Source organism: Brachybacterium sillae, assembly GCF_025028335.1.
GTDB classification, from domain to species: domain Bacteria; phylum Actinomycetota; class Actinomycetes; order Actinomycetales; family Dermabacteraceae; genus Brachybacterium; species Brachybacterium sillae.
The window spans coordinates 520,996-547,876 of record NZ_JAFEUW010000001.1 but is presented as its reverse complement, the minus strand read 5'-3'; the positions used below and the strand labels follow the sequence as shown (position 1 = coordinate 547,876).

The window sequence follows — 26,881 nt, the reverse complement described above, 5'->3', positions numbered from 1 at the left end:
CGCCTCAGTCGCTCTCAGAGCGTTCCCAGGTGACTACCGTGGACACGGTTGTTCGGTGACGTGCTTCGTCCCCCGAGTCGTCCCCGATCGCCGTGACCCCCGTCCCCGATCGGAAGAGGTATCCGTGGGCCAGCATCGCGCCGCCGGACCCTGCGCCGTCCGCCCGCTCCGTCCTGCCCCGAAGGGTGCCCACCGGGACCCGGCAGTGAGGACCGGTGCGGTGAAGGTCGGCATGATCGGTGCTCTGGCCACGGCCACGATCGCTGTCCCCCTCGCCTCCGCCTCCGCGGGCACCGCCCACGCCCCCGCGGTCCAGCCCGCGGCCGCCCCTGCGGCCCCGGCCGCGGCCCCGACGGTCGCCGAGCCCATCCAGATCCCGGTGCTCGCCGCGCAGCCGAGCGAGCCCGCGCCCTCGGCCTCCGAGGCCGCTGCCTCCCAGGGAGCCGGGGCGCCCGCGCAGGCCGCCACGGCCGGGATCCGCCCGACCGATGCCGACGCGACGCGTTCCGGTGGTGACCGCGCTGCGGTCTCCTCCGCCGCGGCGCAGAGCGTCCCCCTCGGAACCGATGACTCCGCCACCGCTCTCGACATCAGTGCGCCGGTCGCGCAGGAGCCGTCGACGGACGCCGAGGACCTGCCGGGGGACGAGCGCGGCAGTGACGCGACCGAGGGTGACGGTGAGAACGCGAGGGACGCCGGCCCCGCGGCCCCGGCCTCCGCCTCCGGATACATCCGGCCCGTCGACGGGACGATCACCTCGGGGTACGGCATGCGCGTGCACCCCGTGCTGGGGTATCGGAAGATGCACAACGGTGTCGACTTCGACGCCTCCTGCGGCACCCCGGTGCACGCGGCGGCCTCCGGCACCGTGGTGGCCGTCGAGTACCACCGCACCTCCGGCAAGCGCGTGAAGATCGACCACGGCGACGGTGTCATCACCGGGTACTACCACCTGCAGAGCTTCGACACCTCGGTGGGGGAGACCGTCTCCCAGGGCGAGGTGATCGGCCGCGCCGGCAGCACCGGTCGGTCCACCGGCTGCCACCTCCACTTCGCGAAGATGGACGCCGCCGGGGACTACTCCGACCCGATGACCCTCCTGCGCTGAGCGCAGCATCCGCAGGGAGCGTTCCGGCATGAGTGTGGTCCTGGGCGTCGAGTCGTCGTGCGACGAGACCGGTTTCGGGATCGTCGCGGACGGTGTCCTGCTGGGGCAGGGACTCGCGTCCAGCGCCGCCCAGCACGCCGAGTTCGGGGGCGTGGTCCCCGAGATCGCCGCCCGCGCTCATCTGGAGGCCGCGGTCCCCACGTTGCAGCTGGCGCTGCAGGACGCCGGGGTGGAGCTGGGGGACATCACCCATGTGGCCGCCACCTCCGGGCCCGGGCTGGCGACCGCCGTCCACGTGGGCCTCGCCGCGGCGAAGTCCATCGCCTGGTCTCTGGACCTCCCGCTCTACGGGGTGCACCACCTGGCCGGGCATGCCGCCGCCGACACCCTGGAGCACGGACCGCTGCCCGAACGCAGCATCGTGCTGATCGTCTCCGGCGGGCACAGCTCGATCCTCCACGTCGGGGATCTGGTGCGCGATCCGATCGAACACCTCGGTGACACGCTGGATGACGCCGCCGGGGAGGCCTTCGACAAAGTCTCTCGGCTGCTCGGCCTCGGATACCCCGGCGGCCCCGCGATCTCCCGCGCCGCTCAGGGCGGGGACCCCACCGCCTTCGCCTTCCCGCAGGCGCTGATGAGGGCCGACGACCCGCGCTACACCTTCTCCTTCTCCGGGTTGAAGACGTCCGTCGCGCGCACTGTCGAGACGTTGGAGCGCCGCGGTGAGCCGGTGCCCGTCGCGGACGTCGCCGCGTCCTTCGAGGCGGCGGTCGTCGATGCACTGGTCACGAAGGCGCTGCGGGCGGTCCAGGATCGGGGGCTGGACACCCTGGTGATCGTCGGCGGTGTCGCGGCGAACGCGCGCCTGCGGGCCGTCGCCCAGGAACGCTGCGACGCCCTGGGGGTGCAGTTGCGGGTGCCGCCGCCCTCGCTGTGCACCGACAACGGCGCCATGATCGCCGCCGTCGGCGACCTGTTGGTACGGGCCGGGGCGGAGCCCAGCGGTCTGGGCATCGGCGCGGACCCGTCGGCGGTGCTGCACGGAGCGCAGCTGCCCCTGCCGTGACCCGATCGCACAGGTGAGCTGCGCCTCACCGAGGCGACGGCTCCACCTGGACGGCCGATCAGGGCCGCATCGTTGCTACACTGGATCGGTCCGCCCGCGTAGCTCAGTGGATAGAGCGTCTGCCTCCGGAGCAGAAGGTCGTAGGTTCGAATCCTGTCGCGGGCACCAGGTCCCGAGAGAATCTCTTGAGACGACGCAGCACCACAGACGAAGCCCGCCACCGTTCTCGACGGTGGCGGGCTTCGGCTGTCTGTGGCGTCGGACGACCGACCCGCGGGCCCGGCGCGTCTCAGCCGCGGGCCCGCCGCAGTTCCAGGACCCGCTGCAGGAGCGCTGTGGCGGCCTCGGGATCGGAGATCCGCAGGCTCGCCGCGGTCTCCCCCTCGCCGACCTTCACCGGGACGTCGCCGTCCTCCGCCAGTGCGAACACCGTCTCGTCGGTGACGTCATCGCCGAGGTACAGCCAGGCATCGGCGGCGCAGGCCCGGGCGAGCGCCTCCAGGGCCGCGCCTTTCGAGGAGTGCACCACGGAGAACTCGACGACCTCCTTGCCCGGCACCACGTTCACATCCGGCAGCGAGCGGGCGTACTCCAGGGCGTCCTCGGTGGCGTTCACCGCGCCACGGCCGCGGGCGTTGCGCGTATGCAGCACCGCGGCGGTCGGCTTCACCTCGACCTCCGCACCCGGGTGCTGATCGGCGATCCGCTGCAGCGTGCGGGTGATGGAGGCGAGCAGAGCCTCGCGGCCCTCATCCATCGTCAGTGCTGCGGCGTCGAGCACCCCGGCGTTCATCTCCGCCGGCAGGGCGCCGACCTCCGCACCGTGGCTGCCCACCAACACCACCGAACTGGGCATCCGCGTGTGGCGGTCGAGGTCTGCGAGGGCGCGGCCGGAGATCAGGGCGACGTTCACCCCGCCGAGCTCGGCCAGGTCCCGCAGGGCACCGAGAGCGCGCTGATCCGGCTGCACCGCGTCCCGGTCGGAGACGATCGGCGCCAGCACCCCGTCGAAGTCCGAGGCCACAAGGATCCGCGGGGTGTGGACGAAGGCCTCCAGGGCCGCGGAGAGGTCCTCGTCCGTCGTGTCCTCCCCGTCGGCCAGACGGATGGTGGGGGTGCTCGGTTCCTCCGGCTGACCGGTGCTCTCCAGTTCCGCGAGGAAGGCGTGGGCCCAGGCCTGCACGTCATGGTCCATCACCTGGCGCCGCAGCGAGCGCATCGCCTCCTCCTGCTCGTCATCCGGCATCCGCAGGGCGCGCAGGGTGGCGGCCTTCAGCTCATCGATGTCGTGAGGGTTCACCAGGATCGCAGCGCGCAGCTCGTCGGCGGCCCCGGCGAACTCGGAGAGCACCAGGACGCCGCGCAGATCGGGACGGGACGCCACATACTCCTTCGCCACCAGGTTCATGCCGTCACGCAGCGCCGTCACGAGCACCACGTCAGCCGCCATGTACAGGGCCGTCATGTCACACCGGGAGAAGGAGCGATGCTGGTAGGAGATCGCCGGGCGGCCGATCGGGGCGAAGTCGCCGTTGATGCGGCCGACGGTCAGCTCCACCTCGTCGCGCAGTTGCCGGTAGGCCTCCACCCGCTCCCGCGACGGCGTGGCGACCTGCACGAAGACGGCGTCGTGCGGGTCCACCGCCCCGTCGTTCAGGAGCTCACCCCAGGCCTTGAGGCGGTGACGGATGCCCTTGGTGTAGTCGAGACGGTCGACTCCCAACACGATCTTCGCCGGGTCGCCGAGCTCGCGTCGCAGCTGAGCGGCGCGCTCGCGCACGTCCTCGTCCTCCGTCAGCGCGCTGACGGCGCGGGAGTCGATGGAGATGGGGAAGGTGCCGGCGGTGACCCCCCGGGCCGGGGCGGTACCGATCCCCGGGACCGTCACCCGCTGGCCGTCGACGTGGTAACCCAGCAGCCGTCGGACGGAGCTGAGGAAGTTCTGGGCATCGTTCTCGCGCTGGAAGCCGACCAGGTCGGCGCCGAGCAGACCGCGCACCACCTGCTTGCGTTTGGGCAGCTGGGCGAACAGCTCGAAGGGAGGGAACGGGATGTGGTTGAAGAAGCCGATGCGCACATCCGGACGGGCCGCGCGGATCATCTCGGGCACCAGCTGCAGCTGGTAGTCGTGCACCCAGATGGTGCCGTTCGGGGCGGCCACCTCAGCGGCGGCCCGGGCGAAGCGCCGGTTCGCGCTGACGTAGGCGTCCCACCAGGCGCGGTGGAAGGACGGGGCGGCGATCACATCGTGGTACAGGGGCCACAGCGTGCCGTTGGAGAACCCCTCGTAGTACTTCTCCACCTCATCCTGCGTCAGCATCACCGGGTACAGGTGCATGCCGTCGGCCTGGAACGGTTCGAGGTCCTCGTCGGGGGAGCCGGGCCAGCCCACCCAGGCACCCGAATCGACGGTGCGCATCACCGATTCCATGGCGGTGACCAGGCCGCCAGGACTGGTCACCCATTCGGTGGCGCCGTCGGGGAGGGTCTTCGCATCCACCGGCAGTCGGTTGGCGACGATGACGAGGTCATGGGTGGGCACAGCGGGCTCCTTACGACGCAGGGCCGGACTCCCCGAGGCTACCAACGCCGGGTGACAGTCGACCGGGGCGGGAACCGACCGGACGGCGGCGGCACCGGGTCGCTCCCCATGTCAGAGGATGGACCGTCGCCCGGTCGCCGAGGCGGGCACCGTAGGGTGCGGGCGTCCGTCCCCGGTCCGCCTGTTCCACACCCACCCCTTCCGGAGGTCCTCCCATGCGCGCCCATGAGGCCGGTGCCCTGCACGGCAACGATGCGAGCCCCAGCTGGTTGCCGTACCCGCAGGACGTCAACGCCCTGATCCCCGGGCTGTGGTCGGCCGGGACCCGTCGCGCCGAGAACGGGGGCCTGGAGATCGGCGGCGTCGGGGTGGACCGTCTCGCCGAGGAGGTCGGCACGCCGACGATGGTCGTCGACGAGCAGGACTTCCGGGGCCGGGCCCTGCGGTTCCGCGCCGCCTTCGAGGAGGCCTTCGGCGGGCTCGGGGGTGCAGAGGTCTCCTACGCCGGCAAGGCGTTCCTGTGCCGTGAGGTGGCGCGGTGGGTCGCAGCCGATGGTCTCTCCCTGGATGTGTGCTCCGGCGGGGAGCTCGCCGTGGCGCTGCGTGCCGATTTCCCCGCCGAGCGCATCACCCTGCACGGCAACAACAAGTCCGACACCGAGATCCGTCGGGCGCTCGAGGCCGGTGTCGGTCGGATCGTGCTGGACTCCCTGGAGGAGGTCGACCGGGTCGCCGCCCTCGCCGAGGAGCTCGGCACCGTCGCTCCGGTCATGCTGCGGATCACCACCGGCGTCGAGGCGCACACGCACGAGTTCATCGCCACCGCCCACGAGGATCAGAAGTTCGGCATCTCCCTCACCTCCGGGGATGCCTTCGAGGCGGCCCGGCGGGTGCTCGCCCGTCCGGAGCACCTGGAGCTGCAGGGCATCCACTCCCACATCGGTTCGCAGATCTTCGACGTGGGCGGTTTCGAGGTGGCGGCCCGGCGGGTGCTGCGCCTGGTGCGGGACGTGCGCGACCGGCTCGGCCACGAGATCCGCACCGTGGACCTCGGCGGCGGTTTCGGCGTCATGTACAACACCCAGCACACCCCGCAGACCCCGGAGCAGCTCGCACAGGGCCTCGCCCGGATCGTGGGGGAGGAGTGCGATGAGTTGGACCTGCAGCCGCCGCGGATCCTGGTGGAGCCCGGCCGTGCCATCGCCGGCCCCTCCACGCAGACCCTCTACACCGTCGGCACGGTGAAGGATGTGCAGCTGGGCGGCCCGCATCACCGGGTGTACGTCGCGGTGGACGGCGGGATGAGCGACAACATCCGCACCGCCCTGTACGACGCCGACTACTCCTGCCTGCTCGCGGGCCGCGTCTCCGACGCCGAGCCGGTGGTGGTACGTGTGGTCGGCAAGCACTGTGAGAGCGGCGACATCGTCGTCAAGGACGAGTACCTCCCCGCCGACGTACGACGCGGAGACCTGATCTCGGTGCCGGTCACCGGCGCCTACTGCTACTCCCTGGCGTCCACCTACAACCATGTGCCGCGGCCCGCCGTGGTGGCGGTGCGTGACGGCGAGATCCGCCCGCTGATGCGCCGCGAGACCGAGGACGATCTCTTCGCCCTCGACGCCGGCTGACCACTGCGCCCGACCCTCCCGCCCCCGACACCCACGTTCATCCGCACCGCGCGCACGCCGGTGCGACCGCTACAGTCCCGGTGACGATCCCCGACGATCCACCCCCGGGACGGTGAGGAGACCCCATGACCGAGACCCTTCGCACGACCCCCCTGCGCGTGGCGGTGCTGGGCGCCGGGACCGTCGGTTCCGAGGTGCTGCGCCTGCTCGCCGAGCAGCAGGAGGACCTCGCCCAGCGCATCGGCGCCCCCCTCGAGGTGATCGGGGTGGCGGTGCGAGACCTCGACCGCGACCGCGGACCCCACGTGGATCGGGCTCTCCTCACCGAGGACGCCGACTCCCTCGTCGAACGCGCCGACCTGGTGGTGGAGGTGATGGGTGGCCTCGAACCGGCTCGCTCCCTGCTGCTGCGGGCCCTCGGCAACGGCGCGAGCGTCGTCACGGCCAACAAGGCCCTGCTCGCGGCCGATGGTGCGGCGCTGTACCAGGCTGCCGACGACCACGGCGTCGACCTGCACTTCGAGGCGGCCGTGGCGGGGGCGATCCCCCTGGTGCGCCCGATCCGCGAGTCCCTCGCCGGCGACCGCATCGAGCGTGTGCTCGGCATCGTCAACGGCACCACCAACTTCGTGCTCGACCTCATGACCCGCAGCGGTGCCGGCTTCGACGATGCTCTCGCCCTCGCGCAGGAGAAGGGCTTCGCGGAGGCTGACCCCACCGCGGATGTGGAGGGGCTGGACGCCGCGGCGAAGGCCTCGATCCTCGCCTCCCTCGCCTTCCACACGCGCGTCGGCATCCAGGACGTCCACTGTGAGGGCATCACCCGCGTGCGGGCGGAGGACATCGCCGCCGCCACCCGCATGGGCCGCGTGATCAAGCTGCTGTCGATCGTGGAGCGGGTCGAGGGGCCGGAGGGGGAGCGGGTCTCCGCCCGGGTGTACCCGGCGCTGCTGCCTGCCTCGCATCCGCTCTCGTCCGTGGCGGAGGCGTACAACGCGGTGTTCGTCGAGGCGGACGCCGCCGGGTCCCTCATGTTCTACGGTCAGGGTGCCGGGGGTGCTCCCACGGCGTCGGCGGTCCTCGGTGATCTGGTGGCGGTGGCGCGGCAGCGCGTCCACGGCGGCAAGGGGCCGGGGGAATCCAGCTATGCCGAACTGCCGATCGCCCCGATCGACACCCTGCGCACCGCCAACTACCTTTCGCTCACGGTGCACGACCGCCCGGGTGTGCTCGCCGAGATCGCCGGCATCCTCTCCGCGCACGGGATCTCGATCTCGACGCTGCACCAGGAACCGCTGCTCTCGGACGCGGCCCTCCCGGAGGAGGGCGAGCAGCGCGCGCGGATCGGTATCGTCACCCACCGGGCCGAGGAGTCGGCCGTGCGGGAGGCCTGCGAGCGCCTGGAGGCCACCGACGCGGTGATCTCGCTCGACTCCCGCCTGCGGGTGGAGGGGGACTGACCGCGATCCGGTGGGCCGGCGGCGCGGCGCGCCCCGCATCCGTCACCGTCCGCCGCGCGGACGTCGGCGCATGCGCCGGGCCCGGCCCCGGATAATGGCCGCATGGCACACCAGTGGCGCGGCGTCCTCGCCGAGTACCGAGAGCACCTGCCGTTCGAGAACGGCGAGACCCTCCTCACCCTCGGGGAGGGGGGCACCCCGCTGGTGCATGCGCCGACCCTCTCCTCGACGGTCGGTGCGGAGGTGCACGTGAAGGTGGAGGGCATGAACCCCACCGGCTCGTTCAAGGACCGCGGCATGGTCTCGGCCATGTCCCGCGCCCTGAACGACGGCGCCCGTACCGTGGTGTGCGCCTCCACCGGCAACACCAGTGCCTCGGCCGCCGCCTACGCCACCCGGGCGGGCCTGGACTGTGTGGTGCTCCTTCCCCAGGGGAAGATCGCGGCCGGGAAACTCGCCCAGGCGATCGTCCACGGCGCCCGCCTGGTGGCGGTCGACGGCAACTTCGACGACTGCCTGGAGATCGCCCGCAAGCTCGATGCCCAATACCCGATCGAGCTCGTGAACTCCGTGAACCCGTGGCGTCTTCAGGGGCAGAAGACAGCCGCCTTCGAGATCTGTGACGCCCTCGGCCGGGCGCCGGACGTGCACGTGCTGCCGGTCGGCAACGCGGGGAACATCTCCGCCTACTGGATGGGCTTCCGCGAGTACCACGAGAAGGGCATCGTCGACGCGACGCCGGCCCTGTGGGGGTACCAGGCCGCGGGGGCCGCGCCCTTCGTCGCGGGCCGCCCCATCCCGGATCCGGAGACCGTCGCGACCGCCATCCGCATCGGCGCACCCGCCTCTTGGGACCTCGCCACCGCCGCGCGCGACGACTCCGGCGGCCACATCGAAGCCGTCACCGATGAGCAGATCCTCGCCGCCCAGCAGATCCTCGCCTCCGAGGTCGGAGTGTTCGTGGAACCGGCCTCGGCGGCCTCGGTCGCGGGTCTGCTGCAGGCCGCCGAGCAGGGCCGGGTGCCCCACGGGGCCACCATCACCGTCACCGTGACCGGGAACGGGTTGAAGGACACGGAGACCGCTCTGCGCGGGGCGGACATCACGCCCACGCTGATCCCCGTCGATGTGTCGGCGGCGGCCGAGGCGATGGGCCTGTGAGGATCAGCCGACAGCAGGCCCGGGTCCGTGTCCCCGCCACCAGCGCCAACCTGGGGCCGGGTTTCGACTCCCTCGGCCTGGCCCTGGAGCTGCACGACACGGTCGAGGTGACCGCCATGGCCGGCGGGCTCGAGATCGAGGTGGAGGGGGAGGGCGCCGAGTCGGTGCCCCGCAGCGAGGACCATGCGGTGCTCCGGGCGCTGCGCGAGGGCCTCGACCATCTCGGTGCCCCGCAGATCGGGGTGCGGATGCGCTGCCGCAACCGGATCCCCCATGGCCGGGGCCTCGGATCCAGCGCCGCCGCCGTCGTCGCCGGACTGCTGCTGGCGCGCGAGCTCGTCGCGGAGCCCGAGGCACTGCCGGACGTGGAGCTGCTCGATCTCGCCTCTCGCCTGGAGGGCCACCCGGACAATGCTGCTCCCGCGCTGCTCGGCGGTGTGACGGTCTCCTGGACAGCCCCCGAAGGAGCGCGGGCGGTGCGCCTGGACACCTCCGCCACGGGACAGGCCCTGGCGCCGGTGGTGCTGCTGCCCTCGGGCGCCCTGTCGACCCGCACCGCCCGCGGGCTGCTGCCCGCCGAGGTGCCCCATGCGGATGCCGCCTTCACCGCCGGCCGTGCGGCACTCCTGGTGCACGCCCTGACCCGCGATCCGGCGCTGCTGTTCGAGGCCACCGAGGATCGTCTTCACCAGGCCTATCGCGCCGCGGCCATGCCCCAGTCGATCGAACTGGTGCGGGTGCTGCGCGCCGAGGGGCACGCTGCTGTCGTCTCCGGGGCGGGCCCCTCGGTGCTGGTGCTCGGCGGGCCGGGGGAGGGTCTGAGGGACCTGGTGCGCCGGGTCGTGGACGATCCCGCGGCCTGGAGGATTGCGCGGATGGGGATCGACGGGTGTGGTGCTACCCCTGTGGTAGCCTGACGGCGCGTCCGCACCGCACGTCGAGCGGGCGGGGCCGCCCCCGCCGTGACGTCCTCCGGCGCATTCCCGTCCGACTCCCCGGCAGGCGCCCCTGCGCTGCCGTCGGAGAGAGCGGAATGACGCACCATCCCGCCTGAGCAGTCCCCGGGACCCCTCACCACGGCAGGTCCCGCACTGCGACGCCGACGACGCGCACGCCCGGCCATCGGCCCCAGCGCGACGCGTCCCCACCTCTGCACGGGGCACCGCCCCTCATGGAAGGACACCGGGTGACCGACACCACGGACCACAACGATTCCTCCGCGTCCCTGGGCGCGAAGAAGCTCGCCGAGCTCCAGGAGCTCGCCGCCGCGCGCGGTATCAAGGGCTATCGCCGTCTGCGCAAGGGAGAGCTGCTCGAGGCCCTTCGTGGCGGTGCCGCCCCGTCGGCGGCCCCGGTCGCGCAGCCGTCTCCTGGCGGTGACGCGCCCGCCGTGGCGCCGACCGACCGAGCGCAGGCGCCGCAGGGCGCTGAGCGCGATACGCCGCGTCGGGACCAGCGCGATCTCGGGATCGAGCTGCCGGAGCGTCCGCGTGAGGACCGACGGGGCCAGCGCGAGGACCGCGATGCGCGCGAGAACCACCGGCCCCAGCGTGAGGATGCGCCGCAGGAGCGCCGTGAGATCGATCAGCGTGACCGTGACCAGCGCGACCGCGGGGACCAGCGCGAGGGAGGCGACCAGCGCGACCGTAGCGACCAGCGCGACCGCGGGGAGCGCCGGGACCGAGGCGACCGCGGCGAGCGTGAACATCGCCGCCCCCAGCGGGTCGAGGACATCGAACTGCCCGCCCGCTCCGGTGAGGGCCGGGACGGGGAGGATCGCGACCGGCGTGACGCCCGCGGGGAGGACGGCGACGACGACCGACGCGGCCGCCGCTCCCGCAACCGCTCGCGCGATCGCAAGCGCCGCGGCCGCGGGGGCAACGGGGTCCAGGGCGGTCCCTCCGGACAGGGCCCGCAGGAGGACGCCGATCCCGAGGTGCGCGAGGGGGAGGAGCTGGTGCCCGTCGCCGGCATCCTCGATGTGCGCGACGGCACCGCCTACGTGCGCACCACCGGTTACCTGCCCGGCACCAGCGATGTCTTCGTCTCGCAGAACCAGCTGAAGAAGTACGGGCTGCGGCGGGGTGACGCCATCGTCGGGCAGATCCGCGCCCCCAAGGAGGGGGAGGAGCAGCCCACCGAGCCGCCGCAGCACGGCGGCCGGCGCCGCGGCAAGGGCGGTGGCCCGGGCAAGTTCGCCGCCCTGGTGCAGGTCGACACGGTCAACGGCATGTCCCCGGAGCGCGCCCGCGCCCGCGTGGATTTCTCCAAGCTGACCCCTCTGTACCCGGATCAGCGTCTGCGTCTGGAGACCGCCCCCACCGCCGTCTCGCAGCGCGTCATCGACCTCGTCGCCCCGATCGGCAAGGGCCAGCGCGGCCTGATCGTCGCCCCGCCGAAGGCCGGCAAGACGATGATCATGCAGCAGATCGCGAACGCCATCACCACGAACAACCCCGAGGTGCACCTCATGGTCGTGCTCGTCGATGAGCGCCCCGAGGAGGTCACCGACATGCAGCGCACGGTGAAGGGCGAGGTCATCGCCTCGACCTTCGACCGCCCGGCGTCGGACCACACCATCGTCGCCGAGCTGGCCATCGAGCGGGCCAAGCGACTGGTGGAGCTGGGCCGGGACGTGGTGGTGCTGCTGGACTCCCTCACCCGCCTGTCCCGTGCCTACAACCTCGCGGCCCCCGCCTCCGGACGGATCCTCTCCGGTGGTGTGGACGCCTCGGCGCTGTATCCGCCCAAGCGCTTCTTCGGTGCCGCCCGCAACATCGAGAACGGTGGCTCCCTCACGATCCTCGCCTCCGCGCTGGTGGAGACCGGTTCGAAGATGGACGAGGTGATCTTCGAGGAGTTCAAGGGCACCGGCAACATGGAGCTGCGCTTGTCCCGCTCCCTGGCCGACCGGCGGATCTTCCCGGCCGTGGACGTCAACGCGTCCGGCACCCGCCGCGAGGAGGAGCTCATGGGCAAGGAGGAGCTCGCCGTCATGTGGAAGCTGCGGCGCGTGCTCGGGGCCCAGGAGCCCCAGCAGGCCCTCGAGCTGCTGCTGCAGTACGTCAAGAAGACGCAGTCGAACACGGAGTTCCTGGTCACCGTCCAGAAGAGCACCCCCAGCGTGCCATCGCGCGCGGGCGACTGACCGTTCCCTCACGTCCCCGACGCCGCAGGGCGTCGGATGCGTCACGTCCGGGTGGCCGATGCTCCCGCGCACCGGCCTCCCGTGGCACACTGGTCGCCGTTTCTGGTTCACGGCCCCTCCCGGAGGCCGACCCAGAGATCGAGAGAAGGAGACACCATGAAGACGGGCATCCACCCCGAGTACGTCGAGACCCAGGTGACCTGCACCTGCGGCAACACGTTCACCACCCGCAGCACGGTCACCTCCGGTGCGATCAGCACCGAGGTCTGCTCCGCCTGCCACCCGTTCTACACCGGCAAGCAGAAGATCCTGGACACCGGCGGCCGCGTGGCCCGCTTCCAGGCCCGCTACGGTACAAAGAACGAAAAGTAAGCTTCCCGATCGGCGCCGGCGTCCCCCGACCTGAGGGACGCCGGCGTCGTCGCATGAGCAGAGGGTCGAGCAGAGGGACGGAGAGAACGCATGGCCGGTGAGCGCCTGGACGCCCTGCTACGCGAGCACGCGCAGCTGGAGCGGGAAATGGCCGACCCGGCCGTGCATGCCGACGCGCAGCGGGCCCGCCGTCTGGGCCGGCGCTACGCCGAGTTGAGCCAGATCTCCGCGGCCCACGCCCAGTGGCAGCGGGACGAGGATGATCTGGCCGCTGCCCGGGAACTGGGGGAGTCCGACCCCGAGCTCGCCGCGGAGGCCGAGGAGCTCGAGCACGCCGCCGCCGACAGCCGCAGACGCCTGGAGGATCTGCTGGCCCCGCGGGACCCCGACGACGCCCGCGACGTGGTGCTAGAGGTCAAGGCCGGTGCCGGAGGCGAGGAGGCCGCACTGTTCGCGGCCGATCTGCTGCGCATGTACCGCGGATACGCACAGCACCGCGGCTGGTCGATGGAGTCCGTCAGCGAGACTCCCACGGAACTCGGGGGGCTCAAGGACGCCACCGTGGTGATCCGCGCCCGAGGGGACGTCACCCCGGAACAGGGGGTGTGGGCCTCACTCAAGCACGAGGGCGGCGTCCACCGGGTCCAGCGCGTCCCGGTCACCGAATCCCAGGGACGGGTGCACACCAGCGCCGCGGGCGTGCTGGTGATCCCGGAGGCCGACGAGACCGACGAGGACGGCCTCCTCGCCGAGGAGATGGCCCCCGCGAACCTGCGCATCGACGTCTTCCGCTCCTCCGGCCCGGGCGGACAGAGCGTGAACACCACCGATTCCGCGGTGCGGGTGACGCATCTGCCCACCGGGATCGTGGTCTCCTCGCAGAACGAGAAGAGCCAGCTGCAGAACCGGGAGGCGGCACTGCGGGTGCTCCGATCCCGCCTGCGGGACCGCCACCGAGAGGAGGCCGCCGCCGAGGCCTCGGCCCAGCGGCGCTCCCAGGTGCGCAGCCTCGACCGCTCGGAGCGGATCCGCACCTACAACTTCCCGGAGTCCCGGGTCACCGATCACCGCACCGGGGTCAAATCCCATGCGTTGGAGCAGGTGCTCGGCGGGGACCTCGACGCCTTCGTCCTGGCCTCCCGGCAGGCGGAGCGGGCCGCGCGCCTCGCGGAGCCCGAGGAGACGTCGTGACGCAGCCGGAGCAGGACCCCCGGCCCGCCCGGGCCGCCGGTGGAGCTCGACCACTGCGCGCCGTGCTGCGCGAGACCGCCGATCGGCTGCGCGCGGCCGAGGTGCCGTCCCCGGAGGCCGATGCCCGAGCACTGATCGAGCACGTCCTCGCCACGGACACCCCACTCGTCCTGGTGCGGGAGGTGGATGCTGGCGCCCTGGCCCGGCTGGAACCTCTGGTGCACCGCCGGGAGAGGCGCGAGCCGCTGCAGCTGATCCTCGGCGCCGCGCCGTTCCGCCGCCTCGAACTCACGGTACGGCCCGGGGTGTTCGTGCCCCGCGCCGAGACGGAACTCGCCGTCGATCTGCTCCTGGAGCACCTGGGGCAGCGGTCCGCGCCGACGCCTGGCGAGATGGTGCGGGTGGTGGACCTGTGCACCGGATCCGGGGCCCTCGCCGCTGCCGTGCTGGATGAGATCCCCCAGGCCGACGTGACCGCGGTCGATCTCTCCCCGGAGGCGGTCGAGCTGGCCCGCGAGAACCTCGATGCGGTCGCACCCGGGCGCGGTCGGGTCCTCGCCGGGGATGTCACCGATGAGTCCCTGGCGCAGGTGCTGCGCTCCGACGGTCCCGTCGACGCCGTGCTCAGCAACCCTCCGTATGTGCCGCCGGATGCCGTCCCGCGGGACCCCGAGGTCGCCCTGCACGATCCGCCCCTCGCCCTGTTCGGGGGAGGGGAGGACGGACTTCTGGTGCCGTCCGCGGTCCTCGCCCTCGCCGCCGAGATCCTCCTGCCTGGGGGGCTCGTCGTGATCGAGCACGCGGATGTCCACGGCCCGGCGCTTCGCGAGCTGGCGGTTCGCGACGGTCGTTTGACGGCGATCCGCACCCAGCGGGACCTCACGGGTCGGGACCGCTTCCTCGTCGCCCGCCGCGCCGCCGACACCCTCCGCGCCCGGGGTGAGAGACTGGCCCCGTGAGCGTGTACGACACCCAGGACCCGGCAGCCCGCGAGACGGCGCTCGATGCAGCCGAGGAGGCGATCCGCCACGGCGGCCTCGTCGTCCTCCCCACCGACACCGTGTACGGCATCGGCGCGGACGCGTTCTCCCCCGACGCCGTGGACGCGCTGCTCGAGGCGAAGGGCCGTGGGCGAGACGTGCCGCCGCCGGTGCTCGTCGGCGATCCCGCCGTGGTGATGGCGCTCGCGATCGACGTCCCGGAGTACGTCGAGCAGCTGACGGAGGCCTTCTGGCCCGGCCCGCTCACCCTGATCCTCACTGCCCAGCCCATGCTGCACTGGGACCTGGGGGAGACCCGCGGCACCGTCGCCCTGCGGATGCCCGACCATGAGGTGGCGCTCGATCTGTTGCGTCGCACGGGCCCGCTCGCCGTCTCCAGCGCGAATCGACACGGCCGCGATGCCGCGACGACCGTCCTGGATGCCGCCACGCAGCTCGGGGACCGGGTCGAGGTGTACCTCGACGGCGGGACGGCCCGGCTCGGCACCGCCTCGACGATCATCGACACCACCGTGGAGCCGCCGGAGATCGTGCGCGAGGGCGCTCTGAGCCGCGAGGACATCGTGGCCGCGGTGGGCGACATCTTCACCGCGCCCGAGCCCGAGGCGGATGAGTCGGACATCCAGCAGCCCGATGCCGACCAGCCCGATGCCGACCAGCCCGCCGCCGACCAGCCTGTGGACGACCAGCCCGGCGGGGAGGAGCCCGAGGCGGAGGCGCCGGCGCACGCCGAGGCGGAGCCCGTCGTCGCCGAGCCCGCCGCCGAACCGAGCGACGAGCTCCCGACCCGCCGCGACGGGTGAGGATCTACCTCTTCCTCCTTCTGTTCTCCGCCGCGGTCACCTATCTGAGCACCCCGGCGGCGCGTCTGCTCGCCCGTCGGCTTGGGGCCATGACCGCTGTGCGCGCCCGTGACATGCACGACACCGTCACCCCTCGTCTCGGCGGGGTGGCCATGTTCGCGGGGATCGCGACCTCCCTGCTCGTGGCCGCGCATGTTCCCTTCCTCCACCGCCTGTTCGACGAGTCCCGCCAGCCGTGGGCGATCCTCGCCGCCGCCGCCCTGGTGTGCGCGATCGGCGCGGCCGACGACAAGTGGGACCTCGACTGGATGACCAAGCTCGCCGGCCAGATCCTCGCGGCGCTGCTCATGGCGTGGCAGGGCGTCCAGCTGATGACCCTGCCGATCGGCGGGATCATCCTGCTCTCGCCGCGAACGGCCCTGCTGCTGTCCGTCCTGGTGGTCGTCATCAGCATGAACGCGGTGAACTTCGTCGACGGACTCGACGGGCTCGCGGCCGGGGTGATGGCGATCGGCGGGTGCGCGTTCTTCCTCTACGCCTACCTCCTCACCCGTGGGGCCTCCGCGACGGATTACTCCTCGCTCGCCGCTCTGGTGACGGCGGTGATGATCGGGGCCTGTGTGGGATTCCTTCCGCACAACCTCACGCGGGCCCGGATCTTCATGGGGGACTCCGGGTCGATGCTGCTGGGGCTGATGCTCGCCGCCGCCACCATCACGGTCACCGGCCAGGTCGACCCGGAACGGCTGTCGGGCGCGGACTTCTTCGGTCAGTTCCTTCCGATCCTCCTGCCCATCGGCGTGATGGTCGTGCCGTTCCTGGATTTCGCGCTCGCGGTGGTGCGGCGCATCGGCTCGGGCCGCTCGCCCTTCCACGCCGACGCCCTGCACCTCCACCACCGCCTCCTCGCCCTCGGGCACACCAAGCACGGGGCGGTCCTGATCATGTACCTGTGGACGGTCGTGGTGTGCGCCGGGTTGCTGATGCCGGTGTTCGTCGACGGTCCCGCCACCGTCATCCTGTGGGTCGCCGGGATCCTCCTGGCGCTTCTGCTCACGTTCGACCCCCTCACCCTGTTCAACCGGCGGCGCCACCGCCGGATCCGACCTCCCGGAGGCACCCCGTGACCGCACCCGACCCTGATGCCCGCCTGGCCGTGGCCCGTCACGCCAACGACCGCTCGGTGCTGCGCGCCTTCACCGTCGGGGTGCTCCTCAGCCTGGCCCTCTCTCTGCTCGTGATCCTCGTCGCACTGGTGGCCGGTGGTCCGGGGGCGCTCGGGGGAGCAGCTGTCGGGGCAGGGCTCGCCGCGGTCGTCTCCCTCCCGTCACTGCTGACGGCCCGCTGGGGGTTGCAGCGTCCTGTGGTGCAGATGGCGATGCTGGTCATGGGCACCTGGATGGTGAAGATCCTGGTGGTCCTCATCGTCCTGATCGTGGTGCGCGGCCGGCCTGAGATCGCCGCCGGTTGGCTCGCCGCGGCGTTGCTGCTCGGAGCGGTCGTCCCGGCCCTCGCCGAAGGTCTGCTGCTGGCCCGGACGCGACCCCGACTCGAGGTCCCGACAGCCCCGGGACAGCGCTGAGCTCTGCTACGATCGAGCCCGACGTACGACGCACGGACGCGCACGTCGGATCCCATTCCCCATACGTCGTCCCCCGGACGCCGAGCCAGGTGGGATCCTGCACGCTCCGTGGGCGCCCCGCGAGTCCGGGGTGCTGATGACCACCACGGCCATCCTGCCGGCGCCACCCGGCGGAGCCACGACGAGGGAGAGCGACCTGAACACCGTCGACGACGCAGTCCTTCTGGCGGAGGGCGAGGACACGTTCTTCCACGTTCCCTCCATCAGCGAGTTCTACCCGCCGGCCATCCTGTTCGACGGGACCCCGTTCGAGTTCAACCGCGTGCAGCTGGTGCGTCTGATCGTGCTCCTGGCCGTGTTGCTGACGATGGGGATCATCGCCTCCCGGGCCCGCCTCGTGCCCGGCAAGGCCCAGAGCATCGTCGAGCTGATGATCGAGTTCGTGCACAAGAACATCATCGAGAACACCCTCGGTCTGCGTGAGGGTCGCCGTTTCGCTCCGATGCTCATCACGATGTTCTTCGCGATCCTGGCGTTCAACCTGGCGGGTGTGGTGCCGGGCCTGAACCTCGCCGGCACCTCCCTCATCGGCATGCCTCTGGTGCTGGCCCTGTGGACCTTCGCCACCTACGTGATCGCCGGTGTGCGCAAGCACGGCGTCGCCGGTTACCTGAAGCACGAGACCATGCCCCCCGGCGTGCCGAAGCCGATCTACCTGCTGCTCATCCCGATCGAGTTCCTGCAGGTCGTCCTGATCCGCTGGGGGTCGCTGACGATCCGACTCCTGGCGAACATGGTCGCCGGCCACATCATGCTGGTGGTGTTCATCGGCATCACGCACGCGTTGCTGTTCTCCGGCAGCTGGCTCATGGCCATCGCGCCGCTGTCCGGCGCCCTCGCGATCGGGATCTACGGCTTCGAGATCTTCGTCGCCGCCCTGCAGGCCTTCATCTTCACCATGCTCTCGGCCGTGTACATCCAGATGGCCACCTCGGATGAGCACTGACCCTCGAGCGGCCCGCGCCGTGCACCCGGCTCCGGCCGGGCACGCCGAGCGCTGACCGCCCCTCCCGGCCCCGGCCGGGCCTCGACCCCCCTGACCTTCGTATCCTCCCGCCGCCGCCCGGTGGCACAACGAAAGGAAACCCCTGTGGACAGCACGACCCTCGCCACCCTCACCGGCAACGTCGCGTCGATCGGCTACGGCCTCGCGGCCATCGGCCCCGGCATCGGCATCGGCATCATCGTGGGCAAGACCGCCGAGTCGATGGCCCGTCAGCCGGAGCTGCGCAGCCAGCTGCAGACCACCATGTTCATCGGCATCGCCTTCACCGAGATCCTGACCCTCCTGGCGATCGTCACCGGCTTCCTCTTCGCGGGCTGAGGTCGGCGACGATGAATCTGGCCGAAGGCACTGAGACCGCGGTGCCCGGTTGGCAGATCCTGCTCCCGCAGCTCCAGGAGCTGGTGTGGACGCTGATCTTCCTCGCCATCTTCGCTGGCGTCTTCATGAAGTTCATCCTGCCGCGGCTCAACGCCGTGCTGGACGAGCGCGCCGAGCGGATCGAGGGTGGCCTGAAGAAGGCCGAGCAGGTGCAGCAGGAGGCCGACCGGCTCCGGGACAACCAGGAGCAGGAGCTCGCCGCCGCCCGTCAGGAGGCTGCGGCGATCCGTGAGAAGGCCCGTCAGGACGGCGCCCGCATCGTCGAGGAGGCCAAGGCCCGCGCCGAGGCCGAATCCGATCGGGTGCTCACCGCGGGCCGCCAGCAGCTGGCCGCCGAGCGCACCACCGCCGAGCATCAGCTCCGCGGTGAGATCGGCACCCTCGCCAGCGATCTGGCCGCCCGCATCGTCGGCGAGTCCCTCTCCGACGACGAGCGCGCCCGCCGTGTGATCGACCGGTTCCTGGACGACCTCGAGTCGACCGGGACCGCCACCCGATGAAGGAACTGTGATGCGAGGATCCTCCGCCGCGAGCCTCGAGGCCATCGTCCGCGGGACGCGGGCCGGCTGGGTGGGCGCCCCCACCCCCCTCGATGAGGTCGCCGACGAGCTCTTCTCCGTCGCCGACGTGATCGACTCCAGCAACCAGATGGTTCGGTTGCTGAGCGATCCCGGCCGGTCCGACGCGGTGAAGGAGAGCGCTGTGCGCACGCTCCTGGCCGACCGGGTGCGCCCGGAGACGCTGGAGATCGTGCTCGCCGTCGTCACGTCGACCTGGTCCGAGCAGGATGACCTCCTGAGCGCCCTCGAGAACGTCGGCATCGAGGCCCTCCTGGAGCAGGCCGACCGCGAAGGCGCTCTCGAGAGCGTGGAGGAGGAGCTCTTCCAGGTCTCCCGTCTGATCGACGGGAGCCCCGAGCTCACCGCGGGTCTCGACGCCGCCCGGGAGGATCCCCGTCGGCGCACTGAGATCCTGGGCCGTCTGCTCGACGGACGGGTGCACCGGGTCACCGCGGCCCTCGCCCGTCGTGCCGTGCAGCGACGCAGCGACCTGAAGCCGGCCCGTCGGGTGCTGGAGTTCGCGGACTTCGCCTCGCAGCGGCGGCGTCGCCTGCTGGCGATCGTGACGGCCTCCCGTCCGCTGACGCCTGATCAGCATGCTCGCCTCGGGCGCATCCTGGCCGCGAAGTACGGTCAGGACGTGCAGATGAACGTCGAGGTCTCCCCGGACGTCGTCGGCGGGCTGCGCATCCGCGTCGGCGACGACCTCTACGACGCCACCGTCCTCTCCCGTCTGGCCGCGGCGCGTCAGCGCCTGGCCTCCTGACGGACCACAGACCACAGATCCCACCCACCCGGCACGGCCGGGACGAGACCCAAGGAAGCGAAGCACAGCGATGGCCGAGCTCACGATCCGTCCGGAGGACATCCGGAACGCCCTGGACACGGCGGTGTCCACCTACCAGGCCGGAAGCACCGAGCGCGAGGAGGTCGGGCGCGTCTCCGAGTCCGCCGACGGCATCGCGCGCGTGACCGGTCTGCCGAACCTGATGGCCAACGAGCTGGTCCGCTTCGAGGACGGCACGCTGGGCCTGGCATTGAACCTCGAGCTGCGTGAGGTCGGTGTCGTGGTGCTCGGCGAGTTCGCCGGCATCGAGGAGGGCCAGGAGGTGCGCCGCACCGGCGAGGTGCTCTCCGTGCCCGTCGGTAACGCCTTCCTCGGCCGTGTGGTCGACCCGACCGGCGCTCCGATCGACGGTCTCGGGGAGATCGCCGCCAGCGGCCGCCGCGCCCTCGAGCTCCAGGCCCCGACCGTGATGCAGCGCAAGTCCGTGAAGGAGCCGCTGCAGACCGGCATCAAGGCCATCGACGCCATGACCCCGATCGGTCGTGGCCAGCGCCAGCTGATCATCGGCGACCGCCAGACAGGCAAGACCGCGATCGCGATCGACACCATCCTCAACCAGAGGGCCAACTGGGAGAGCGGTGATCCGAACCAGCAGGTGCGCTGCATCTACGTGGCCGTCGGTCAGAAGGGCTCGACCATCGCCTCGGTGCGCGCCGCCCTCGAGGAGGCCGGCGCCCTGGAGTACACCACCATCGTCGCCGCCCCCGCCTCCGACCCGGCGGGCTTCAAGTACATCGCGCCGTACACCGGTTCCGCCATCGGTCAGCACTGGATGTACGAGGGCAAGCATGTCCTCATCGTCTTCGACGACCTGTCCAAGCAGGCCGAGGCCTACCGCGCCGTGTCCCTGCTGCTGCGCCGTCCGCCGGGCCGCGAGGCCTACCCGGGTGACGTCTTCTACCTGCACTCCCGTCTGCTGGAGCGCTGCGCGAAGCTGTCGGACGCCATGGGCGGCGGGTCCATGACCGGCCTGCCGATCATCGAGACCAAGGCGAACGACGTCTCGGCGTACATCCCGACGAACGTCATCTCCATCACCGACGGCCAGTGCTTCCTGCAGTCGGATCTGTTCAACGCCAACCAGCGTCCGGCGGTCGACGTGGGCATCTCGGTGTCCCGCGTGGGCGGCTCCGCTCAGATCAAGGCGATGAAGTCCGTCTCCGGCACGCTGAAGATCTCGCTCGCCCAGTACCGCGACCTCGAGTCCTTCGCGATGTTCGCCTCCGACCTGGATGCCGCCTCCAAGCAGCAGCTCTCCCGCGGCGCACGCCTGATGGAGCTGCTCAAGCAGGAGCAGTACTCGCCGTTCCCGGTGGAGGAGCAGGTCGTGTCGATCTGGGCCGGCACCACCGGCAAGTTCGACGAGATTGACGTGGAGGATGTCCGCGAGTTCGAGTCCGTGCTGCTGGAGCACCTGCGTCACAACGGCTCGGTGCTGTCCACCATCCGCGAGACCAAGAAGTTCGACGACGCGACGGAGGAGGAGCTCACCAAGATCCTCGCCGACGTCAAGCGGGACTTCCTCGCCGGCAAGGGCAAGGACCCGAACTACGACGTGCACGGCTCCATCGCCGTTGACCGGATCGAGCAGGAGAAGATCGGCGGCCAGGCCTGACCCGAAGTCCCCAGGACCGACGGACCGACCGGCCGAGCACGCTCGAGGAGAGACATGGGAGCCCAGCAGAGGGTCTACAAGAAGCGGATCAGCTCCGCACAGGGCATGAAGAAGATCTTCAAGGCCCAGGAGATGATCGCCGCCGCGCGCATCTCCAAGGCGCACGCACGGGTCACCGCGACCACCCCGTACGCCGAGGCGATCACGCGGGCCATCGGGTCGGTGGCGGCCCACACCACGGATACGCATCACCCGTTCCTGGAGCAGGACCGCCGCCGGACCGGGAAGGTAGCGATCCTGCTGATCACCGCCGACCGGGGCATGGCGGGCTCGTACTCGCCCAGCGCTATCCGCGAGGCCGAGATGCTGGCGAACCGCCTGCGCGAGGAGGGCAAGCAGCCGGAGATGTACGTCGTCGGCCGCAAGGGCGATTCGTACTACCGGTTCCGCAACCGCCCGCCGGTGCAGTCCTGGACCCCGGTGCAGGAGGAACACCTCGGGGAGCTCGGGCGTGAGATCGCCCAGGTGCTCTCGGAGCGCCTCCTCAGCGAGGACGACTCCGTTCACCTCGACGAGCTGTACGTGGTGGGTCACAAGTTCGTCAGCCGCTTCCAGCAGTCGGCCCGGGTCGCCCGCCTGGTGCCGCTGGCGGTGGCCGAGCCGGATGAGGCCCAGCGCGCCACCTACCCGCTGTACGACTTTGTGCCGGACGCGGAGTCGGTGCTCGATGAGCTGGTGCCGCGGTATGTGGCCTCCCGCATCGTCAACATCCTCATGCAGTCGATCGCCTCGGAGCACGCGGCCCGTCAGCGGGCCATGAAGACGGCGACCGACAACGCCGACACGCAGATCAAGAAGTACACCCGACTGGCGAACTCGGCCCGCCAGGCCGAGATCACCCAGGAGATCACGGAGATCGTGGGCGGCGCCGACGCCCTGGCGGGCTCCGGCCGCACCGAACGCTGAGAGCGCCGAGAACGCCCTCGACCATCCATCAGGAGTAGCAGCCATGACCATCCTCGAGAACGCCCCTGCTGCGACGACCGCCGCCACCGGCCGGATCGCGCGCGTCACCGGCGCCGTCGTCGACATCGAGTTCCCCCCGGGCCAGATCCCGGACATGTACAACGCTCTGACCACCGAGATCCGGCTGAACGACGAGGACGCGAAGCCCTTCACCCTGTGGCTGGAGACGGCGCAGCACCTCGGCGACGGCATGGTCCGCGCCATCGCCCTGAAGCCGACCGACGGTCTGGTGCGCGGTCAGGAGGTCACCGACACCGGGGCCCCGATCTCCGTGCCGGTGGGTGACGTGACCCTGGGCCGCGTGTTCGACACCGTCGGCAACGTGCTCAACCTCCCCGAGGGCGAGCGTCTCGAGATCACCGAGACCTGGCCGATCCACCGCAAGGCCCCGAACTTCGACCAGCTCGAGTCGAAGACCCAGATGTTCGAGACCGGCATCAAGTCGATCGACCTGCTGACCCCCTACGTGCAGGGCGGCAAGATCGGCCTGTTCGGCGGCGCCGGCGTGGGCAAGACGGTGCTCATCCAGGAGATGATCTACCGCGTGGCCAACAACCACGACGGTGTGTCCGTGTTCGCCGGTGTGGGCGAGCGCACCCGTGAGGGCTGGGACCTCATCGAGGAGATGACCGAGTCGGGCGTGATCGAGAAGACCGCCCTGGTCTTCGGCCAGATGGACGAGCCGCCGGGCACCCGTCTGCGCGTGGCGCTGTCCGCTCTGACGATGGCGGAGTACTTCCGTGACGTGCAGAAGCAGGACGTGCTGCTGTTCATCGACAACATCTTCCGCTTCACCCAGGCGGGCTCCGAGGTGTCCACGCTGCTGGGCCGCATGCCCTCCGCGGTGGGCTACCAGCCGAACCTGGCCGACGAGATGGGTGTGCTGCAGGAGCGCATCACCTCCACCCGCGGTCACTCCATCACCTCGATGCAGGCGATCTACGTGCCGGCCGACGACTACACCGACCCGGCACCGGCGACGACCTTCGCCCACCTCGACGCCACCACGGAGCTCTCCCGTGAGATCGCCTCCCGCGGTCTGTACCCGGCGATCGACCCGCTGTCCTCCACCAGCCGCATCCTCGACCCGCGCTACATCGGTCAGGAGCACTACGACACCGCGGTGCGCGTGAAGCAGATCCTGCAGCGCAACAAGGAGCTGCAGGACATCATCGCGATGCTGGGTGTGGACGAGCTCTCCGAGGAGGACAAGGTGACGGTGGCCCGTGCACGCCGCATCCAGCAGTTCCTCTCGCAGAACACCCACATGGCCAAGCAGTTCACCGGTGTGGACGGCTCCGATGTGCCGCTGCGCGACACCATCGAGGGTTTCCGGGGCATCTGCGACGGCGAGTTCGACCACATCGCCGAGCAGGCCTTCTTCAATGTCGGCGCCATCGACATGGTGCTGGAGAACTGGCACAACATCCAGAAGGAGCTCGGTCAGTGAGCAGCCTGGAGGTCGTCTTCGTCGCCGCGCACGGCACCGTCTGGTCTGGGCAGGCCGCCCAGGTCGTGGTGCCCGCCGTCGACGGCTCCATGGGCATCCTGCCGCGCATGCAGCCGACGCTGGCGGTGCTGCGCCGCGGTCCGGTGCGGATCATCGCTGAGGACGGCTCCGTCACGGAGGTCCAGGTCGACGGCGGTTTCGTCTCCATGGACGAGAACGTGGTGACCATCGGCGTCGACGACGTCGAGATGGACCGTTCCTCCGCCGACGCCGCTCGCCTCTGACGGTCGGTCCGCTGATGCATGTGAACGTCCCGATCACCCTCGTGGTGATCGGGACGTTCCTCGTTCTCGGGGCGCTGTACGTGTTGCTGCGTCAGGTCCTCGTCACCCGCCCCGGTGGCGCCGTCGAATGTGCCGCGTGGCGCCCCTCGATGACGGGCCGGTCAGGATGGCAGCAGGGCATGCTGCGCTTCGACGTGGACGTGCTGCGCTGGTATCGGGCGTATTCCCTGCGGCCCGGCCCGGAGTTGACCCTCCGCCGTGCCGATCTGCTGGAGATGCGGCGCACCGACCTGGGGGAGCCACCCGACGGCACCGAACCGGTGCAGGCGGTGATCCTGCACCGGCGAGGTGGCCCCGAGCTGCAGCTGGTCGCCGCCCGGGCGTCCGTCTCCGCGCTGGTGGCGTGGTGGGAGTCGGCACCGGTCGGTGCCGTCCTCGGCGACGTCGACTGAGAGGTCAGTCCCGGCCGACTTCGCGCCCTCGGCGCAGCGCCGTCCGCACGCGCAGGTCCCCGTCGGTGAGCACCAGGTCGGCGCGTCGGCCGGCCGCGAGGGAGCCGATCTCGTGCTCCATCCCGAGCACCTGCGCCGGCACCAGGGACGCCGCCTCCACGGCACGGCCGAGGTCGACCCCGGCCTGCTGGACCGCGTAACGCACCACATCCACCAGATGTGCGGTCCCGCCCGCGATGGAGTCCCCACCCGTGAGGGTCGCGACGCCCTCGGTGACGGTCACGTCGAGCGCCCCCAGGCGGTACTGCCCATCGGGCATCCCGGCGGCGGCCATGGCGTCGGTGACCAGAGCGACGTGCCCCGGCGCGGCGATGGCGAACACATGGCGCACGGTCTCGGCGGCGGTGTGGACGCCGTCACCGATCACCTCGACGACCATGCGGCCCTCCGCCGCGGCATCCAGCGCGGCGAGGGCAGGGCCCGGATCGCGATGATGCACCGGGCGCATGCCGTTGAACAGATGGGTGGCGGTGGGCAGGGCGCTGCGGCGGCCCGCCGCAGCGGCGAGAGCGGCCCGCGCCTGCTCGATCCCCGCGGTCATCTCGGCGCTGGAGGCATCGGTGTGCCCGAGCGACGGCACGGCGCCTCCCTCCGCGAGCGCCCGCAGCACCTCGTCGGCCGCGTCGGCCTCCGGTGCCACGGTCATGGTCGCGAGGAACCCACCGCCGATGCGGCACAGCTCCCGCACCAGGTCGGCGTCACCGCCGGTGATGTGCGCCGGGTTCTGCGCCCCCTTGCGGGCGGGGGAAATGAACGGACCCTCACAGTGGATCCCCTCGAGCTCACCGTCGCGGCCGAGCCCCGCCAGCAGCTCCACCCGGCGCAGCAGCTCCTCCGGCGGCGCCGTCACCAGAGACGCCACCATCGAGGTGGTGCCGTGGCGGCGATGCTCGTGCACCGCGATGAGGGCCTGCTCCCGGGCGTCCTCGGCGGCCACGTCCAGGTCGGGGAAGGAGACACCGCCGCCACCGTGGTCGTGCAGGTCCACCAGGCCCGGCAGGATCAGACCGTCATGGTCGAGGGTGCGGGCGGCGCGGTGGGCGGGCGCGGCCGCGGCGGGGCCGGCCCAGACGATCCGCTCCCCGGTGACGAGCACCAGGGCATCCGGCACCACATCCTGGGGGAGCACGGCCAGTCCGCGGACGGCGAGGTCCACGGTGTTCGGGGCGGTGTCGAGGTCGGGGCGGGTCATCGGGTTCTCCTGCTGCGGGTCGAAGGGAGGGTGGGCTGAGTGGATCCGGGTGAGGGTCAGAACAGGCGGGAATCGGAGTCGTCGATCCCACGCAGGGCGTCGTAGTCGAGGGTGACGGTCTCGATACCGCGGTCGTGGGCGAGCACCCGCGCCTGCGGCTTGATGGCCTGCGCGGCGAAGATCCCGCGAACGGGAGCGAGCAGAGGGTCGCGGTTGAGCAGATCCAGGTACCGGGTCAGCTGTTCGACGCCGTCGATCTCGCCGCGCCGCTTGATCTCGATCGCGACGGTGGCACCGGAGGCATCCCGCGCGAGGATGTCCACCGGCCCGATGGCGGTGGCGTACTCGCGGCGGACCAGCGTCCACCCGTCACCGAGCGTGCCGATGTTCTCCGCCAGCAGAGCCTGCAGATGGGCCTCGACCCCGTCCTTGCGCAGACCGGGATCGACACCGAGCTCCACCGAGGTGTCCTGCAGGATCTCGTGCAGGCGGACGCGCAATCGGTCACCGGATCTGTCGTGCACCACGTCCCACTGTTCGATCCAGTCGGCATCGTCCTCGGCCTCACCGTTCTCCCGCGCCGTCTCGACGGGGGTGACGCGCAGGGTGCACGGCGGGCTCATCCAGTTCAGTGGCTTGTAGCTGCCGCCGTCGGAGTGCACCAGCACGCTGCCGTCGGCCTTGACGATCAGCAAGCGCGGGGCGGCCGGCAGATGGGCGGTCAGACGACCGGTGTAGTCCACGGAACAACGGGCGAAGACACAGCGCACCCGGCCACCCTACCGGCGGCGGGAGGGCCGCGTCGGGGCCACCCGTCCCCCAGGCCGGGTGGGCGTGGTCACGCGGGGGTGCCCTGCCCCGGGTGACCCCCCGTAAGGTGGTG

25 protein-coding genes and 1 tRNA gene are annotated in these 26,881 nt (G+C 71.3%); 23 read left to right on the top strand and 3 right to left on the bottom strand.

Going from position 1 to position 26,881, the window contains the following annotated elements; genetic code table 11:
• Positions 1 to 220 precede the first annotated feature (220 nt).
• The 3 genes from JSY14_RS02455 (at position 221) to JSY14_RS02445 (ending at position 2,345) form a co-directional block, all read left to right on the top strand.
• Complete coding sequence (locus JSY14_RS02455; protein ID WP_259557182.1) at positions 221 to 1,108, top strand: M23 family metallopeptidase; 888 nt, start codon at positions 221 to 223, stop codon at positions 1,106 to 1,108.
• Between the two features lie 28 nt (positions 1,109 to 1,136).
• The gene (gene tsaD / locus JSY14_RS02450; RefSeq protein WP_259557181.1) at positions 1,137 to 2,177 is read left to right on the top strand and encodes a tRNA (adenosine(37)-N6)-threonylcarbamoyltransferase complex transferase subunit TsaD; all 1,041 of its coding nucleotides are present in this window, start codon (positions 1,137 to 1,139) and stop codon (positions 2,175 to 2,177) included.
• 92 nt (positions 2,178 to 2,269) lie between these two features.
• Positions 2,270 to 2,345: transfer RNA gene (locus tag JSY14_RS02445), tRNA-Arg, on the top strand.
• Positions 2,346 to 2,466: 121 nt separating this feature from the next.
• Here JSY14_RS02445 and JSY14_RS02440 read toward each other — a convergent pair.
• On the bottom strand, positions 2,467 to 4,719 hold the full coding sequence (locus JSY14_RS02440) for a bifunctional alpha,alpha-trehalose-phosphate synthase (UDP-forming)/trehalose-phosphatase (protein WP_259557180.1): 2,253 nt from the start codon (positions 4,717 to 4,719) through the stop codon (positions 2,467 to 2,469).
• A 215-nt stretch (positions 4,720 to 4,934) separates the two neighbouring features.
• Here JSY14_RS02440 and lysA point away from each other — a divergent pair, with 215 nt between their 5' ends.
• From lysA to JSY14_RS02340, 20 genes are all read left to right on the top strand, one after another.
• Positions 4,935 to 6,350 (top strand): diaminopimelate decarboxylase, encoded by a 1,416-nt coding sequence (lysA, locus tag JSY14_RS02435; RefSeq protein ID WP_259557179.1) that lies wholly within the window; start codon positions 4,935 to 4,937, stop codon positions 6,348 to 6,350.
• Between the two features lie 125 nt (positions 6,351 to 6,475).
• A complete protein-coding gene (locus JSY14_RS02430; RefSeq protein WP_259557178.1) occupies positions 6,476 to 7,810 on the top strand; it encodes a homoserine dehydrogenase in 1,335 nt (444 codons plus the stop codon).
• A gap of 102 nt (positions 7,811 to 7,912) precedes the next feature.
• Entirely contained in the window at positions 7,913 to 8,971 is a 1,059-nt protein-coding gene (gene thrC / locus JSY14_RS02425) for a threonine synthase (protein ID WP_259557177.1), read from the top strand.
• Complete coding sequence (thrB, locus tag JSY14_RS02420; RefSeq protein ID WP_259557176.1) at positions 8,968 to 9,888, top strand: homoserine kinase; 921 nt, start codon at positions 8,968 to 8,970, stop codon at positions 9,886 to 9,888. Before thrC ends, thrB begins: the two co-directional genes overlap by 4 nt.
• A gap of 254 nt (positions 9,889 to 10,142) precedes the next feature.
• Positions 10,143 to 12,119, top strand: a complete 1,977-nt coding sequence (gene rho, locus JSY14_RS02415) for a transcription termination factor Rho (protein WP_432803592.1) — start codon at positions 10,143 to 10,145, stop codon at positions 12,117 to 12,119.
• A gap of 156 nt (positions 12,120 to 12,275) precedes the next feature.
• Positions 12,276 to 12,491: a 50S ribosomal protein L31 gene (gene rpmE, locus JSY14_RS02410; protein WP_259557174.1), complete on the top strand. Its 216-nt coding sequence runs from the start codon at positions 12,276 to 12,278 to the stop codon at positions 12,489 to 12,491.
• A 90-nt stretch (positions 12,492 to 12,581) separates the two neighbouring features.
• Positions 12,582 to 13,682 carry a peptide chain release factor 1 gene (gene prfA, locus JSY14_RS02405; RefSeq protein ID WP_259557173.1) on the top strand — a complete coding sequence of 367 codons (1,101 nt, stop codon included), beginning with the start codon at positions 12,582 to 12,584 and terminating at the stop codon, positions 13,680 to 13,682.
• The gene (gene prmC / locus JSY14_RS02400; RefSeq protein WP_259557172.1) at positions 13,679 to 14,641 is read left to right on the top strand and encodes a peptide chain release factor N(5)-glutamine methyltransferase; all 963 of its coding nucleotides are present in this window, start codon (positions 13,679 to 13,681) and stop codon (positions 14,639 to 14,641) included. The genes prfA and prmC overlap by 4 nt, the downstream gene beginning before the upstream one ends.
• On the top strand, positions 14,638 to 15,486 hold the full coding sequence (locus JSY14_RS02395) for an L-threonylcarbamoyladenylate synthase (protein ID WP_259557171.1): 849 nt from the start codon (positions 14,638 to 14,640) through the stop codon (positions 15,484 to 15,486). Before prmC ends, JSY14_RS02395 begins: the two co-directional genes overlap by 4 nt.
• Positions 15,483 to 16,613: an MraY family glycosyltransferase gene (locus JSY14_RS02390; protein ID WP_259557170.1), complete on the top strand. Its 1,131-nt coding sequence runs from the start codon at positions 15,483 to 15,485 to the stop codon at positions 16,611 to 16,613. Before JSY14_RS02395 ends, JSY14_RS02390 begins: the two co-directional genes overlap by 4 nt.
• Complete coding sequence (locus tag JSY14_RS02385) at positions 16,610 to 17,068, top strand: Cg1360 family ATP-synthase-associated protein (RefSeq protein WP_259557169.1); 459 nt, start codon at positions 16,610 to 16,612, stop codon at positions 17,066 to 17,068. The genes JSY14_RS02390 and JSY14_RS02385 overlap by 4 nt, the downstream gene beginning before the upstream one ends.
• A 136-nt stretch (positions 17,069 to 17,204) precedes the next feature.
• Positions 17,205 to 18,074 (top strand): F0F1 ATP synthase subunit A, encoded by an 870-nt coding sequence (gene atpB, locus JSY14_RS02380; protein WP_259557168.1) that lies wholly within the window; start codon positions 17,205 to 17,207, stop codon positions 18,072 to 18,074.
• 144 nt (positions 18,075 to 18,218) lie between these two features.
• Positions 18,219 to 18,452 carry a F0F1 ATP synthase subunit C gene (gene atpE, locus JSY14_RS02375; protein ID WP_259557166.1) on the top strand — a complete coding sequence of 78 codons (234 nt, stop codon included), beginning with the start codon at positions 18,219 to 18,221 and terminating at the stop codon, positions 18,450 to 18,452.
• An 11-nt stretch (positions 18,453 to 18,463) separates the two neighbouring features.
• Positions 18,464 to 19,012 carry a F0F1 ATP synthase subunit B gene (locus JSY14_RS02370; protein WP_259557164.1) on the top strand — a complete coding sequence of 183 codons (549 nt, stop codon included), beginning with the start codon at positions 18,464 to 18,466 and terminating at the stop codon, positions 19,010 to 19,012.
• Positions 19,013 to 19,022: 10 nt separating this feature from the next.
• Positions 19,023 to 19,838 (top strand): F0F1 ATP synthase subunit delta, encoded by an 816-nt coding sequence (locus JSY14_RS02365; RefSeq protein WP_259557163.1) that lies wholly within the window; start codon positions 19,023 to 19,025, stop codon positions 19,836 to 19,838.
• Between the two features lie 70 nt (positions 19,839 to 19,908).
• Positions 19,909 to 21,534: a F0F1 ATP synthase subunit alpha gene (gene atpA / locus JSY14_RS02360; RefSeq protein ID WP_259557162.1), complete on the top strand. Its 1,626-nt coding sequence runs from the start codon at positions 19,909 to 19,911 to the stop codon at positions 21,532 to 21,534.
• A 54-nt stretch (positions 21,535 to 21,588) separates the two neighbouring features.
• Positions 21,589 to 22,500 carry a F0F1 ATP synthase subunit gamma gene (locus JSY14_RS02355; RefSeq protein WP_259557161.1) on the top strand — a complete coding sequence of 304 codons (912 nt, stop codon included), beginning with the start codon at positions 21,589 to 21,591 and terminating at the stop codon, positions 22,498 to 22,500.
• 43 nt (positions 22,501 to 22,543) lie between these two features.
• Entirely contained in the window at positions 22,544 to 24,010 is a 1,467-nt protein-coding gene (gene atpD, locus JSY14_RS02350) for a F0F1 ATP synthase subunit beta (protein WP_259557160.1), read from the top strand.
• On the top strand, positions 24,007 to 24,294 hold the full coding sequence (locus JSY14_RS02345; RefSeq protein ID WP_259557159.1) for a F0F1 ATP synthase subunit epsilon: 288 nt from the start codon (positions 24,007 to 24,009) through the stop codon (positions 24,292 to 24,294). Before atpD ends, JSY14_RS02345 begins: the two co-directional genes overlap by 4 nt.
• Before the next feature lie 14 nt (positions 24,295 to 24,308).
• The gene (locus tag JSY14_RS02340) at positions 24,309 to 24,746 is read left to right on the top strand and encodes a DUF2550 family protein (protein ID WP_259557158.1); all 438 of its coding nucleotides are present in this window, start codon (positions 24,309 to 24,311) and stop codon (positions 24,744 to 24,746) included.
• A gap of 4 nt (positions 24,747 to 24,750) precedes the next feature.
• On the opposite strand, the gene JSY14_RS02335 is transcribed toward JSY14_RS02340, so the two are convergent.
• Both JSY14_RS02335 and nucS read right to left on the bottom strand, forming a co-directional pair.
• Positions 24,751 to 25,998: an N-acetylglucosamine-6-phosphate deacetylase gene (locus JSY14_RS02335; RefSeq protein ID WP_259557156.1), complete on the bottom strand. Its 1,248-nt coding sequence runs from the start codon at positions 25,996 to 25,998 to the stop codon at positions 24,751 to 24,753.
• 56 nt (positions 25,999 to 26,054) lie between these two features.
• Entirely contained in the window at positions 26,055 to 26,768 is a 714-nt protein-coding gene (nucS, locus tag JSY14_RS02330) for an endonuclease NucS (RefSeq protein ID WP_259557155.1), read from the bottom strand.
• Positions 26,769 to 26,881 lie beyond the last annotated feature (113 nt).

Excerpts from the sequence above, each read along its gene's own strand:
- tsaD (WP_259557181.1), top strand. The coding sequence starts at position 1,137 with ATGAGTGTGGTCCTGGGCGTCGAGTCGTCGTGCGACGAGACCGGTTTC.
- lysA (WP_259557179.1), top strand. The coding sequence starts at position 4,935 with ATGCGCGCCCATGAGGCCGGTGCCCTGCACGGCAACGATGCGAGCCCC.
- JSY14_RS02430 (WP_259557178.1), top strand. The coding sequence starts at position 6,476 with ATGACCGAGACCCTTCGCACGACCCCCCTGCGCGTGGCGGTGCTGGGC.
- thrC (WP_259557177.1), top strand. The coding sequence starts at position 7,913 with ATGGCACACCAGTGGCGCGGCGTCCTCGCCGAGTACCGAGAGCACCTG.
- rho (WP_432803592.1), top strand. The coding sequence starts at position 10,143 with ATGGAAGGACACCGGGTGACCGACACCACGGACCACAACGATTCCTCC.
- rpmE (WP_259557174.1), top strand. The coding sequence starts at position 12,276 with ATGAAGACGGGCATCCACCCCGAGTACGTCGAGACCCAGGTGACCTGC.
- prfA (WP_259557173.1), top strand. The coding sequence starts at position 12,582 with ATGGCCGGTGAGCGCCTGGACGCCCTGCTACGCGAGCACGCGCAGCTG.
- atpB (WP_259557168.1), top strand. The coding sequence starts at position 17,205 with ATGACCACCACGGCCATCCTGCCGGCGCCACCCGGCGGAGCCACGACG.
- JSY14_RS02370 (WP_259557164.1), top strand. The coding sequence starts at position 18,464 with ATGAATCTGGCCGAAGGCACTGAGACCGCGGTGCCCGGTTGGCAGATC.
- JSY14_RS02365 (WP_259557163.1), top strand. The coding sequence starts at position 19,023 with ATGCGAGGATCCTCCGCCGCGAGCCTCGAGGCCATCGTCCGCGGGACG.
- atpA (WP_259557162.1), top strand. The coding sequence starts at position 19,909 with ATGGCCGAGCTCACGATCCGTCCGGAGGACATCCGGAACGCCCTGGAC.
- JSY14_RS02355 (WP_259557161.1), top strand. The coding sequence starts at position 21,589 with ATGGGAGCCCAGCAGAGGGTCTACAAGAAGCGGATCAGCTCCGCACAG.
- atpD (WP_259557160.1), top strand. The coding sequence starts at position 22,544 with ATGACCATCCTCGAGAACGCCCCTGCTGCGACGACCGCCGCCACCGGC.
- JSY14_RS02340 (WP_259557158.1), top strand. The coding sequence starts at position 24,309 with ATGCATGTGAACGTCCCGATCACCCTCGTGGTGATCGGGACGTTCCTC.
- JSY14_RS02335 (WP_259557156.1), bottom strand. The coding sequence starts at position 25,998 with ATGACCCGCCCCGACCTCGACACCGCCCCGAACACCGTGGACCTCGCC.